Here is an 11789-nt window from a genome sequence, read left to right as displayed (position 1 = left end):
CTCCCCCCTGCTCCAAAAGGCGGCCATTTTTCATCACCCGCGATCGCCCGCCACCGCCTTCGGGTCGCTCCCAAGTGTCCTCCTGAAACTGGGCACCGCCATCGGCAGCCTCTAAAGCCTGACAAATTTGATCCTGTAAATCCTTCACAAAGGTGGCCACCCGTTGACGGGAATCCCTGGGCACAGCGGTGGTAGCAGAGGTTACAACAGTCATAGTCAATATCGAAATCCCAATAACGGTCTTCAGTGTCAAACAGCAGTTCAAAGCGTGTCTAGGCCTTGACTGTCTTTATTGTACTGCTCTGCCAGCACCTGGGCGAACTTGGCGGCCAGGGCAGCCACCCACTGTTCATCCTGCTTGGTATAGCTGCGCGGCGCATTGGTGCCCAGAATCATCACGGTTTGTTCATCCACCGGTTGGCAGATCACCCCTTGGGTATTGGGGGGCAAGTAGTCAAATTCAATGCGGCCGGGGTAAAGAGCCAGATTCACTAAATAGATGGGGCGTTGGGTTTGCAGGGCGCGCCGGACAATGGGGCCGGCAGCCGTCATGGGTTTGGGGCCGAGAATGCCGCGCCGCAGAAGGGGGCGATCGCCCCGCCAAATCACAATGGACTTTGTGGGCGTATTGGTGAGCAACGTATAGGAAAGCCACGCCAGTTCCGTTTTCAGTGCCGAATCCAAATCAGCCGCCAGTTCAAAGCCCTCCTCCCCCTCCAGAATGACCGCTTCGGGAGGACGGGGCTGCACCTGCTGCCAGATCAGCGTCGTTAAAACCAACACCGCTGCTAGGATCACCCCCACCACATCAGACCGCGCTTGCGAGGGGGTCAGCAGCGGCGTCAGGAGACGATTGAGCAGGAGCAGGGTGCCCCCCAGAATCCCCGTTGCCAGGGGCAGATAGCGCAGGAATTGATTGTTCATCACAATCTTGAAAAATGGCCCGACAGTCACTGTATCTATTCTCTGTTAGTCTAATCTTGCGGTGGGAGGAGTAAATGGCACCATGCCAAGACCAGGGTTCGCAGGCCTCAGGCGGGGGGCGATCGCCCTTTTGGAACTGGTGAGCTTTAGCCTTTTAGACCCTCTCCCCTTGGCCCTTGGCGGTGCACCGCCGGCCATCCTCGCCAGTCCTAGGGCTGCCCCCTTGCACCTAGAAATTAGCCTCTCGCGGCGGCAACTAACCCTCTATCGCGGCCAGACCCCCCTGCGCCGCTATCCCGTGGCCGTTGGCCGACCGGGGTGGGAAACCCCCGTGGGCACATTTCAAGTGCGGCAGATGATTCGCGATCCCGCTTGGAAAAATCCCTTTAGCGGTGTCGTGATTGCCGGCGGGCATCCCCAAAATCCCTTGGGACGGCGTTGGATTGGCTTTTGGAGTGATGGCAAAAATTGGGTTGGGCTGCATGGTACCCCCAATCCTGAGTCTGTGGGTCAGGCGGTCTCCCACGGCTGCGTGCGCATGTACAACCGCGACATAGAGGAGCTGTTTGAGAAAGTGCAACTGGGTGTACCTGTGATTGTGGTGCGCTAGAAGGGGGCAGCCAAAGCAGCGCCGAAAAAGACAACGGCGATCGCGTCCACCAAGCCATGGAGGATGACCCCTGCCCACAGCCGCTGGGTACAGGCAAAGGTGAAGCAGTAAAAAAGGGAGGCAAATGTTGCCATAAGGACATACACCCCTCGGTACACAAGGAGGGGCAGTTGAATATTGGCATTCGGCTGATTGCCCATATGCACAATGCCAAAAACCAGCGAGCAAATGAGGATGGCACCCCAAGCAATGACCGCCGCACGTTGGCGATCGCCCCCAGCCTGCTGCAGGAGATCCCGCACAAAAATCATCAGCCCACTGCGAAAGAGCACCTCCTCAAAAATGCCCACCCGCAGCACAAAAAGGGTCGAATAGACAAATACCTGAAGTGGCGAAGGGGTGAGGTTAAATTGCGCCAAGGGCAAAAAGCCCAAGAGACTCCCCAAGGGCACCATGGTTATCAAGGCCGCCAAAAATATTCCCCCCAGTAAACGCGCATCGCGCCGGCGCGGTTCAAAGCTATAGCCAAAGTGCGATCGCCCCAGCCCACTGCCAAAAATAATCACCAAGATAAACAGTTGCAGCGCCACCAAAGGGCCAAAGCGAAAGTAGGGGGTGGAGAACCAGTAGAGGCTAAAAAGCGAGACCGCCATCAAGGGAATGTCGTGCCATCCTAAGCCGCTGCGGATCCGCCGCGGAGATTGTCGCCGCTGCCAATCGCCCCAAGCACAGAGGAGCAGATAAATCGGCGTAATGAGGAATCCTTCGCTGTGCTCTTTGGCAAATGCTGGCGACATCAGCCCGCTGTGGCTAAGCAGCAAATAGAGCGCTGCGCCACTGATCCACCCCCACAACACAGGTCTCGGCGTGGTTTTCTGCCGTAGGAGGAAAGGAACGCGCAGCATTGCCCAGACGCCGCCAAGAAAAATCAGCAAATTCAGCCACGGCTGATCGGCCAAGAGTAAATTCCTGAGAATTGGGTACCAGGGAAAGTAAGTGACCCCCGGCAGCAGCAGGCCCATCGTGAGGTACAGCGCCAAACTTAGGAGTAATCGTCTTGGCCAGCGCTGAGCAATTGTCTCAAAATCCCGCTTGCCGATTGCCCACCACAGCACGGGAAAACCGCCAATGATCACAACAGCAGCGGCCTCCACAAGGCTTTCTAACCACGGCCAGGGGGTTGGCGACACAGAATGGAGATAGAGCAGTTGTGCTAAAAACCACAGTCCACAGGCAAGGAGGGCTGTTTGCCGCTCGCGGCGTGCTGAGTAGTGAGCTGGCGTTAAAAACGCTTGGGGAGCCTCCAGTACAGTCCGTTGGGGGAGGAGAGTGGGCTGAGGAATGGGCATTTCCGAACCATGGCGATCGCAACTACAGACGGAGCGTTATAATCAAGGCTTATTCCCCAGCGGTCGAATGTTCTATCTTGACCCCGACTGGTGCCATTGATCTTTGCGTATCCCGCAACCGCATTTTGCCATGACTACTTCCCCCCTTGACCGCGATCAGCTTATTCAACAACTCAAAGATTTGCAAGCCAGAGCCTTGGGGGCGATCGCCGCAGCAGATACCCTTGAGCAGCTAGAACAACTGCGGGTAGCCTATCTTGGCAAAAAAGGGGAACTCTCGCAAATTCTTGCCCTGATGGGCAAATTGCCCGCCGGCGATCGCCCCACGATTGGCACCCTTGCCAACACCCTCAAAGAGCGCCTTCTCCAAGAGCTAGAGACACGGCGCCAAACCCTGCAAGCGGAAAAAATTGCTGCCCAGCTGGCGGCAGAAACACTGGATGTCACCATGCCGGGGGTCTTTCGTCCCCAGGGGCACATTCATCCCCTCAACAGCACCATTGACCGCATCCTCGATATTTTTGTGGGTCTTGGCTATAGGGTTGCCAATGGCCCAGAGATGGAAACCGACTACTACAACTTCCAAGCCCTGAATACCCCGGTGGATCACCCGGCTCGCGACATGCAGGACACCTTTTACTTGCCCGATGGCAATCTCCTGCGCACCCACACCTCCTCGGTGCAAATTCGCTATATGGAACTGAACGATCCCCCCATTCGGATTGTGGCGCCGGGGCGCTGTTACCGGCGGGATAGCGAAGATGCGACCCACGCAGCCGTGTTTCACCAGGTTGAGATTTTGGCAGTGGATGAGGGACTGACCTTTACCGACCTCAAGGGAACCGTCACAACCTTCCTGGCTGAACTCTTCGGCGAGGTGCCCATTCGTTTCCGTGCCAGCTACTTTCCCTTTACCGAACCCTCCGCCGAGGTGGATGTGCAGTGGCAGGGACGCTGGCTAGAAGTTATGGGTTGCGGCATGGTGGATCCCGCCGTCCTCAAAAACGTTGGCTACGATCCAGAGGTTTATACGGGCTTTGCCGCCGGCTTTGGCGTAGAGCGGTTTGCCATGGTGTTGCATCAAATTGACGACATTCGCCGCTTCTACACCAGTGATTTGCGCTTTTTGCGGCAGTTTTAGGAGGGCAGAGCCTTGGCGCAACCCCGTCTAGTGGCCATCCTCAATGGAAAGGGGGGCGTGGGCAAAACCACAACGGCCATCAACCTTGCCGCCACCTATGCCGAGCAGTACAAAGTGCTATTGGTGGACACCGATCCCCAAGCTTCCGCCACCTGGTGGTTTCAGCGCGGCGGCCGGTCCATGGGCTTCGATCTCGCCCAAGAGGTGAACCCAAAACTCCTCAGCAATGTGCGCAAGCTCACTGGCTATGATCTCATTGTGGTGGATACCCCTCCCGCTTTAGCCTCCACTGCCCTTGCAGCGGTCGTGCCCATTGCGGACTACTTGGTGCTGCCCACCCCACCCGCCCCCATTGACCTTGCCGCCCTCATTGAAACTGTCAAGCAGGTGGTGCAGCCGTCTAAGGTTCCCCACCGCGTCCTGCTCACCCGCGTGGATCCCCGTTGCGTCAATGAGGCTCTCGAAGCCCAAAATACCCTCCTGCAGTTGGGGGTGGCGGCCTGTCACTCTTTTATTCGCGCCTACAAAGCCCACGAACGGGCAGCTCTTGAGGGCGTTCCCATCACCCAATGGAAGGGCAAACAGGCCAGAGAAGCCCAAGCAGATTACCGCCGCGTTGCGGAAGAGTTACAGCGAGACTGGCGCTAGGGGCGATCGCCCCAAAGGTATCTAAAGTAACTAAAGAACTCAACGCAACTCTGTACTTTAGAATCTGGATCTGCACTTCAATGCCTTCCCCCATCCGCCATTTGTTGTGAATTGAGGTTAAACAGCGTGGACACAACCGTACTCAGCCAATACCGTCAGCACACCCAAGAACGAGCTGCCTTGGGCATTCCCCCCTTGCCCCTGACGGCGGCGGAAACCTCAGCGGTTTGTGATCTACTGCAAAATCCTCCAGTGGGAGAAGAAGAGTATCTACTGCATCTGATTCGCGATCGCGTGCCCCCTGGGGTTGATGAAGCAGCCTATGTCAAGGCGGGCTTTTTGACGGCGATCGCCAAGGGTGAACTCACCAGCCCCCTCATTTCCCCCGTTGCAGCCGTGGAACTCCTCGGCACCATGCTTGGGGGCTACAACGTCCAATCCCTCATTGACCTACTGCGCCATGAAAACAGGGAGCTGGCCCAGGCGGCCGCCACTGCCCTAGGCCATACCCTACTGGTCTATGACGCCTTTCACGATGTCCAGGACCTGATGGATCAAGGCAACACCTATGCCCGGCAAGTGATGGAATCTTGGGCCAAGGGCGACTGGTTTACCCACCGTGACCCCCTGCCCGAAGCTATTACCGTGACTGTCTTCAAAGTGGCGGGCGAAACCAATACCGATGATCTTTCCCCTGCTCCCCATGCCACCACCCGCCCCGACATTCCCCTCCACGCCTTGACCATGCTGGAAAGCCGCCTGCCCCAGGCACTGCAAATCATTGCTGAGCTGAAGCAAAAGGGCTATCCCCTTGCCTATGTGGGAGATGTGGTGGGCACCGGTTCCTCCCGCAAGTCCGCCACCAACTCGCTGATTTGGCACATTGGTCGTGACATTCCCCACGTCCCCAACAAGCGCACAGGGGGGATATGTCTGGGGGGCAAGATTGCACCCATTTTCTTTAACACCCTAGAGGACGCCGGCGCGCTGCCCATTGAGTGCGATGTCACCCCCATGAAGATGGGGGATGTGGTGACCATCTACCCCTACCGCGGCGAAATCACCAATGAAGCCGGAGAGGTTATCAGTTGCTTTACCCTCAAGCCCAATACCCTCTTAGACGAAGTGCGTGCTGGCGGACGGATTTCCCTCCTCATCGGTCGTACCCTCACTGACAAAGCCCGCGCTGCCCTTGGCTTAGACCCCAGTCCCCTCTTTACCCGTCCTCAGCCACCCCTTGAGAGCAGCAAGGGCTATACCTTGGCGCAAAAGATTGTCGGTAAAGCCTGTGGTCTCCCCGGCGTCCGCCCCGGCACCTACTGCGAACCCGTGATGACCACCGTTGGCTCCCAAGACACCACAGGCCCAATGACCCGCGATGAGCTTAAGGAACTGGCCTGCCTTGGCTTTGGGGCGGATTTGGTATTGCAAAGTTTCTGCCATACCGCCGCCTATCCCAAGCCCGTGGACATCAAAACCCACAAAGAACTGCCGGACTTTATTACCTCGCGGGGAGGGGTGTCGCTGCGACCGGGGGATGGCATTATCCACTCGTGGCTCAACCGCATGCTCTTGCCGGATACGGTGGGCACCGGTGGTGATTCCCATACCCGGTTTCCTCTGGGCATCTCATTTCCTGCAGGCTCTGGTTTGGTGGCTTTTGCCGCCGCTTTGGGCGTGATGCCCCTCAATATGCCGGAGTCGGTGTTGGTGCGCTTCAAAGGCTCGCTCCAACCAGGGGTGACGCTGCGGGACATTGTCAATGCCATTCCCTATGTAGCCATCCAGCAGGGCAAGCTCACAGTGGCCAAGGAGAATAAAAAGAATGTTTTCTCCGGGCGGATCATCGAGATGGAGGGGCTGCCGGATTTGCAACTGGAGCAGGCCTTTGAACTGACAGATGCCACAGCGGAGCGATCGGCAGCGGGGTGCACCATTAAGCTGAGTGAGGAAACCGTGGCCACCTACCTGCGTTCCAACGTGATACTCCTAAAAAATATGGTGGCTCGCGGCTATGGGGATGCGCGAACAATTTTACGGCGGGTGAAAAAGATGGAGGCATGGTTGGCCAATCCCAGTCTCCTCGCTGCGGATCCCGATGCTGAGTATGCCGATGTGATTGAGGTGGATTTAGACCAGATTACAGAACCCCTGGTTGCTGCCCCCAATGATCCCGACAATATCAAACCCCTTTCAGAATGTGCCGGCGACCCGGTACAGGAGGTTTTTATTGGTTCCTGCATGACCAATATTGGTCACTACCGTGCCGCTGCCAAGGTGCTGGAAGGGGAAGGGGCGGTGAAAGTACGCCTCTGGATTGCGCCTCCTACCCGCATGGATGAGCAGCAGTTGCGCGAAGAGGGCTACTACAGCATTTTTGCGGCAGCGGGCGCCCGCCTAGAGATGCCGGGGTGCTCTCTGTGTATGGGCAATCAAGCCCGCGTTGCCGATAATGCAACGGTTTTTTCCACCTCTACACGGAACTTCAATAACCGGATGGGCAAGGGGGCACGGGTCTATCTGGGTTCCGCAGAGCTGGCAGCCGTCTGTGCCTTACTGGGACGCATTCCCACTCGCGAGGAGTACCTAGAGATTGTGACGCGCAAAATTGATCCCTTTGCGGCAGATCTCTATCGCTACCTCTACTTTGACCAAATTCCCGACTACGAAAACCAAGGCCGCGTCATCTCCAAAGAGGAGGAGGCCAAGCTCCTGGCCAGTCTTGGCGGCTGACCGATAGAGCCTTCTCCTAACCAATGGACAATGCCAACTTGCCCATTTTCTAACGACTGGCAAGGTCAGCAGGCAGCAGAGCGATCGCGCTTAAACTCAAGAACAAAAATGCTGAGCCTGTCTCCAGCAGGGCCACATTTTGTATTGCTGTGGTTCTGTACCAATTCAGTTGCCAAGCAATCAGGCCAAATTTCAGTACCGCAATAGAAAAGGCGATCGCCGCCAAGGGAGATAACCAGCCTAGCCAGCAAAGACCACCAATGATGAGACTCGCAAGAACATGATAAACTACTCCGTCGAGCCAAGAAGTCCCTTTCAGCTTACGCAGCTTGACTGTAAAAATTGCACTACTAAAGAAAAGGGTATTCAACAACCACAGCCCAATGAGGGAAACAGTGGCTGTTCCAGTCGTAGCGATCGCCGTTAGGGGAGCAACTAAACACACCCCGGCAAAGGTGAGCAACTCATTCCAGACAGCTTTGCGCTGATGATAAAAAACAGCAATACTATCTACTGCAAAAATAGCGATCGCCCCTAGGTAGATCCAAAGTAATAAAGGCACTTGCCAATAAAGATAAAAAGCAATGCTAAGGGCAAGGGCACTATAGAGACTTCCCCACACCAGAAGGCGAGGTTTCCAACTCCGCCGTTGCTTCAGTTGTAGTGTCAAGGGGTGCTCTGCTTGAAAGGCACTGAAAGCGCACACCAATGCTAGAGTTGTTGCCCAAGTCCAACGTTGCGCTGTGGCTGCTCCCGTCAGAAAGGCCACAAGTAGCATGACATAAATCCCATGCTCCGGCGAGCAGGTTGGCACATACCATGGTTTGCCGCTCCTTGGTGCTGGCGCAGCTTGAGCAACGGTTGATGATTCTAAGAGGTTCATGGCTTGTTCCTCCACTACAGTAATCCTCCTAAGCGAATTCCTGCCCCTATAACGGCAAACAGCACCGCAAGAACAGTCACACCAACAATGTGCAGCCCCAACCAAGGCAATGTTGCAACAGTGAGGTTTGGCATAATGAACCAGCGAGCCTGTACAGCTAGAGCAAGGGTTGCTAGCAACCCGCCCAACTTAATCACAACATACTGCGACACTACAGATTGCGGTGGCCAAAATCCCCTTAGTTCGGGAAAATAGATTAGCGTTAAGCCAACGCCGGTCAGCACTTGCACAAGCAGCGCTCCTAAACCCAACTTTTCAAAGTGCTGCTCAAACTGCCGGATAGGTTCTGGATTTTGCTGTTTTAGGGCACTGGGTAGAATTGTCAGGGCAAGAGTCAGATGTCCCCCCACCCAAACCGTTGCCCCTAGGGTATGGAGAATAACCAGAAGTTTGAATAGCATGGGGGCACTCAGAGGTTGGCGATCGCCAGTGGAAACAGGATATTGTTTTCTTTGTGGATATGCCGGTGCAAATCTTGCTCCAGCCTCAAAAGCCCTGCCAAAAGCGCGCGGTAGGTATTGCAGACCCACTCAGGAGGGCGAAAGTCATCGGTTAGCCACCGCAGTTGTGCTAGGGCGGCACCCGTCTTTTGGTGTTCCTGTTCTATACAATCAATACGGGGCGTGTCAAGGTCTTCAATAACTGAGCTAGCTGCCCTCTTAGGAACAATTCCCGCCACTTTATCCCGTGCGTTTGATGAGCTGAGCACACAGGGAATCATCAGTGTCAACGGTGCTGAAATTAGGATTTGCGATCGCCAACGGCTCCAAAGGATGGGCGAACAATAATCCCTTGCCCCTAAAGTGAGGTAGCCCCAGCGGCATGAACTAGGGTTAGAGTGCGCGAGAGAGGGAAATTCCCAGTTCAACCCCTAAAAAGCCCACAAGGGGCGTGCCAAGCCAATAAAACCACGCAATGCGGGGGTAGCCTTCACGGCGCAGGTTCGATACTTCGAGGATAAACGTGGAAAAAGTGGTCAAGGCCCCCAAGAAACCGACAGTGACCCCATAGCTAAGCCACAGCGGTACTCCCCAACGGCTGAAACCATGGCTCAACCAGCCCATGAGAAAGGCTCCCGCGAGATTGACACTCAGGGTGCCAAAGATTGGCGTTCCGAATCGGCGATCGCTCCACAGGCCAACGGAGTACCTTATTAGCGCCCCCGGCACCGCGCCAAGGGCAATCGCCAAGAGTCCCTCAGGCGAGATCATCCCATTTCTCCCAATAGGCCAGTCCCCACAACACCAGACGGCTACCCAACTCCAAAGCCAGCAAGCCCAAGCCCGTACTGCCCAGCCAGTAAAAGCCCTCCACTGGCCAACTTTGCTCGCCAAAGAGCTTGTCGTTGTCCAACTCGTAGGATGAAAAAGTGGTGTAGGAGCCGATGAAGCCAGTTGTCAATAGCAAGCGCAACTCGGGGTGCAGCACAAATGTGCGGGCAAAGGCCAAGGGGGCGATGACGCCCAAAAGAAAGCAGCCACTGACATTCACGATCAACGTGGCAAAGGGCAAATTGCCCCCAAGATAGGGTTCCAAATAGGCCTCCAGTAAGAAGCGACCCAAGGCACCGGGGATGGCGCCAAGACTAACGGCTAGGGCAGGGCGCAACCGAGGATGAATTGAAATCACAGGCGGGGTTCCTCCACAATCAGCACGGGTCGAGTTGAGGCCTCAAGAACACTTTGACACACAGACCCCATGAGCACACGCTGGAGACCCCCTTGACCATGTTTGCCAAGGATAATTTCAGTGGCATTGTACAGGGCGGCAGTATCCAAAATGGCCTGTGTAATCGGGCCAGCGGTAACAATAAAACGATAGCGAATATCCGCTAGGTATTGTTTGACTTGGGCTTCTAGGGTCGCTATTGCTTTGGGGTCAGGCACATCCTGTACATGGAGGACAATCACCTCAGCATCGGCCCGCCGCGCCAACTCCGCTGCCTTTTGCAGGACGTAGGGGGTAACGCTGGAGAGATCCACCGGCGCCAGCAGGACGACTCGGGGCTGGAGCAACACTTTGGTGGCATCCACCTCCCCCTTTTGCAGGAGTTTTGGGGCAAACGTGGGAATTGCCCACGCCCCTAGGGGAGCCGTAATCAGGATCGAAAGAACCGCGATCGCCAGCATGGTTTCCCCACCGGGGATGCCGGCAGCCAAGGGGAGGGCACCAATGGCAGCTTGCACCGTTGCCTTTGCCGAGTTCCCCGGCAGCAAAAAGAGCCGCTCAGAGGCTGTCCAATTACTCCCCAGCGTGGAAAGGTACCAACCGATGCCGCGCCCAATCAATGTGCCCACCGCCAAAATCACCAAGCCCACACCGAGGGAACGTTGCAACACCCCCACTTCCACGCTGGCGCCCAACAGCACAAAAAGAAAAATCTCTGCCCCTTGCCACAGGGCATCAAAGCCGCTCCGCAGTTGCCGCGCTAGGGGCGCATCCAACTCAATTAAGAAGAAGCCCGCACTCATGACCGCAAGATAGCCAGAAAATAACGGCAGGCGATCGGCCAAGCCCACCGCCCCCAAGGCCACTGCTGCTGTGACAAGCGTTGTCTGCACCCGATTTTGACTCCAGTTTTGCTTGACTAACAAAAAGACCAGCGCTCTTGCCACGCCATACCCCACAATCACGCCACCCCCAATTTCAAGAAGTGCCTGCACACTCACCTCCAAGGCTGGCGGCAAAGCGCCTAGGAAGCTGCCCCCCTGTTCAGCCCCCATCAGCAAACTAAACAGCAGCAGTACCACCACATCGGAAATAGCACTGCCGGAGAGAATGGCATCGCTAATGCCCTTGTCCACGCCCCAGCCCAAGCTCTTTAGGCGCAGCATGCCGGGGACAATGACCGCAGGGGACTCCGGCGCCACGATCGCCCCCAGTAATAGCCCTTGGCGCAAATTAAATCCCAGTAGGAGCATCGCCACCCCCGCCACCACCACCATTTCACACAGGGCGGGTAACACCCCAAGGCGTAGAGCCACTGTGCCCTGTTGTGCCAATTTCTGACGATCCAAACCTAGCCCCGCCTTCATTAAAATCACCATCACCGCAACGGCGCGGAAGGTGGGAGCTGCCGCCAGGACATCGGGTTGCAAGAGATTCAAGGCTGTAGGTCCGAAGGCCATGCCCACAAGAATCATGCCGATCAAGGCCGGGGCCCCCAGTCGCCGTGCCAGCTGACCAGCAAAAAAGCCGAGGAGGAGAATCAGGGAAAGGGTTTCTAAAATCGTTGACATCTGGGTAAATCTGAATTGGCCTCGACCTCAGAATATCGAATAGATAACCGTCGAAAATAGTGAGGCTGCTGAGAAAATTGTCTATAGTATTGCTTGGCCAGCAGGGAAGTAAAACCCGGGCATGGCCTGATCCTGTACCGATAGCTTTGAGATTTGCCATCGCACCGCATCTCCCTTGGGTGATCCCGTTTTGGCAAAGGTG

General features: G+C 56.1%; 14 protein-coding genes. 5 read left to right on the top strand and 9 right to left on the bottom strand.

Annotation, left to right across the window (positions count from 1 at the left end; all coding sequences use genetic code 11):
- Both Q0683_RS02720 and Q0683_RS02715 read right to left on the bottom strand, forming a co-directional pair.
- On the bottom strand, positions 1 to 214 hold a 214-nt coding region (locus Q0683_RS02720; protein ID WP_298976176.1), incomplete at its 3' end, for a coproporphyrinogen III oxidase.
- 47 nt (positions 215 to 261) lie between these two features.
- A complete protein-coding gene (locus tag Q0683_RS02715) occupies positions 262 to 924 on the bottom strand; it encodes a cofactor assembly of complex C subunit B (RefSeq protein ID WP_298615963.1) in 663 nt (220 codons plus the stop codon).
- A gap of 82 nt (positions 925 to 1006) precedes the next feature.
- Between Q0683_RS02715 and Q0683_RS02710 the strand changes: the two genes are divergently transcribed.
- Positions 1007 to 1534, top strand: coding sequence for a L,D-transpeptidase (locus Q0683_RS02710; RefSeq protein ID WP_298615923.1), 528 nt, complete (start codon positions 1007 to 1009; stop codon positions 1532 to 1534).
- Here the strand turns inward: Q0683_RS02710 and Q0683_RS02705 are convergent.
- Entirely contained in the window at positions 1531 to 2883 is a 1353-nt protein-coding gene (locus tag Q0683_RS02705; protein ID WP_298976175.1) for a CPBP family intramembrane glutamic endopeptidase, read from the bottom strand. The two genes, Q0683_RS02710 and Q0683_RS02705, sit on opposite strands and share 4 nt — an antisense overlap.
- 130 nt (positions 2884 to 3013) lie before the next feature.
- Between Q0683_RS02705 and pheS the strand changes: the two genes are divergently transcribed.
- The 3 genes from pheS to acnB all read left to right on the top strand — a co-directional run bounded on the left by pheS (position 3014) and on the right by acnB (position 7405).
- Positions 3014 to 4024, top strand: coding sequence for a phenylalanine--tRNA ligase subunit alpha (gene pheS / locus Q0683_RS02700; protein ID WP_298976173.1), 1011 nt, complete (start codon positions 3014 to 3016; stop codon positions 4022 to 4024).
- Positions 4025 to 4036: 12 nt separating this feature from the next.
- Positions 4037 to 4672 (top strand): ParA family protein, encoded by a 636-nt coding sequence (locus tag Q0683_RS02695; protein ID WP_298615930.1) that lies wholly within the window; start codon positions 4037 to 4039, stop codon positions 4670 to 4672.
- A 126-nt stretch (positions 4673 to 4798) separates the two neighbouring features.
- Positions 4799 to 7405, top strand: coding sequence for a bifunctional aconitate hydratase 2/2-methylisocitrate dehydratase (acnB, locus tag Q0683_RS02690; protein ID WP_298615933.1), 2607 nt, complete (start codon positions 4799 to 4801; stop codon positions 7403 to 7405).
- 49 nt (positions 7406 to 7454) lie between these two features.
- Here acnB and Q0683_RS02685 read toward each other — a convergent pair whose 3' ends face one another.
- Genes Q0683_RS02685 through Q0683_RS02675 form a run of 3 tightly spaced genes read right to left on the bottom strand, consistent with a single transcriptional unit; the run spans position 7455 to position 9057 of the window.
- On the bottom strand, positions 7455 to 8288 hold the full coding sequence (locus Q0683_RS02685; RefSeq protein WP_298976171.1) for a YwiC-like family protein: 834 nt from the start codon (positions 8286 to 8288) through the stop codon (positions 7455 to 7457).
- A 14-nt stretch (positions 8289 to 8302) separates the two neighbouring features.
- On the bottom strand, positions 8303 to 8749 hold the full coding sequence (locus Q0683_RS02680; protein WP_298615937.1) for a CopD family protein: 447 nt from the start codon (positions 8747 to 8749) through the stop codon (positions 8303 to 8305).
- An 8-nt stretch (positions 8750 to 8757) separates the two neighbouring features.
- Positions 8758 to 9057, bottom strand: coding sequence for a hemerythrin domain-containing protein (locus Q0683_RS02675; RefSeq protein ID WP_298976168.1), 300 nt, complete (start codon positions 9055 to 9057; stop codon positions 8758 to 8760).
- On the opposite strand from Q0683_RS02675, the gene Q0683_RS11020 reads away from it, so the two are divergent.
- Positions 8987 to 9136, top strand: a complete 150-nt coding sequence (locus Q0683_RS11020; RefSeq protein ID WP_366142719.1) for a helix-turn-helix domain-containing protein — start codon at positions 8987 to 8989, stop codon at positions 9134 to 9136. The two genes, Q0683_RS02675 and Q0683_RS11020, sit on opposite strands and share 71 nt — an antisense overlap.
- A gap of 45 nt (positions 9137 to 9181) precedes the next feature.
- Here the strand turns inward: Q0683_RS11020 and Q0683_RS02670 are convergent, their stop codons facing one another.
- Genes Q0683_RS02670 through Q0683_RS02660 form a run of 3 tightly spaced genes read right to left on the bottom strand, consistent with a single transcriptional unit; the run spans position 9182 to position 11587 of the window.
- Positions 9182 to 9559, bottom strand: a complete 378-nt coding sequence (locus Q0683_RS02670; protein ID WP_298615941.1) for a CrcB family protein — start codon at positions 9557 to 9559, stop codon at positions 9182 to 9184.
- Positions 9546 to 9977: a fluoride efflux transporter CrcB gene (crcB, locus tag Q0683_RS02665; RefSeq protein ID WP_298615943.1), complete on the bottom strand. Its 432-nt coding sequence runs from the start codon at positions 9975 to 9977 to the stop codon at positions 9546 to 9548. Before crcB ends, Q0683_RS02670 begins: the two co-directional genes overlap by 14 nt.
- The gene (locus Q0683_RS02660) at positions 9974 to 11587 is read right to left on the bottom strand and encodes a sodium:proton antiporter (protein ID WP_298615945.1); all 1614 of its coding nucleotides are present in this window, start codon (positions 11585 to 11587) and stop codon (positions 9974 to 9976) included. The genes crcB and Q0683_RS02660 overlap by 4 nt, the downstream gene beginning before the upstream one ends.
- Between the last annotated feature and the right edge of the window lie 202 nt (positions 11588 to 11789).

The organism is uncultured Thermosynechococcus sp., from assembly GCF_938074695.1.
Lineage (GTDB): Bacteria > Cyanobacteriota > Cyanobacteriia > Thermosynechococcales > Thermosynechococcaceae > Thermosynechococcus.
This window is presented reverse-complemented; position numbering and strand designations above follow the sequence as displayed.

Bases quoted from the DNA above. Each gene is read 5' to 3' on its own strand.
- Q0683_RS02670 (WP_298615941.1), bottom strand. From the start codon at position 9,559: ATGATCTCGCCTGAGGGACTCTTGGCGATTGCCCTTGGCGCGGTGCCG.
- Q0683_RS02710 (WP_298615923.1), top strand. From the start codon at position 1,007: ATGCCAAGACCAGGGTTCGCAGGCCTCAGGCGGGGGGCGATCGCCCTT.
- pheS (WP_298976173.1), top strand. From the start codon at position 3,014: ATGACTACTTCCCCCCTTGACCGCGATCAGCTTATTCAACAACTCAAA.
- Q0683_RS02680 (WP_298615937.1), bottom strand. From the start codon at position 8,749: ATGCTATTCAAACTTCTGGTTATTCTCCATACCCTAGGGGCAACGGTT.
- Q0683_RS02705 (WP_298976175.1), bottom strand. From the start codon at position 2,883: ATGCCCATTCCTCAGCCCACTCTCCTCCCCCAACGGACTGTACTGGAG.
- Q0683_RS02715 (WP_298615963.1), bottom strand. From the start codon at position 924: ATGAACAATCAATTCCTGCGCTATCTGCCCCTGGCAACGGGGATTCTG.
- Q0683_RS02685 (WP_298976171.1), bottom strand. From the start codon at position 8,288: ATGAACCTCTTAGAATCATCAACCGTTGCTCAAGCTGCGCCAGCACCA.
- Q0683_RS02660 (WP_298615945.1), bottom strand. From the start codon at position 11,587: ATGTCAACGATTTTAGAAACCCTTTCCCTGATTCTCCTCCTCGGCTTT.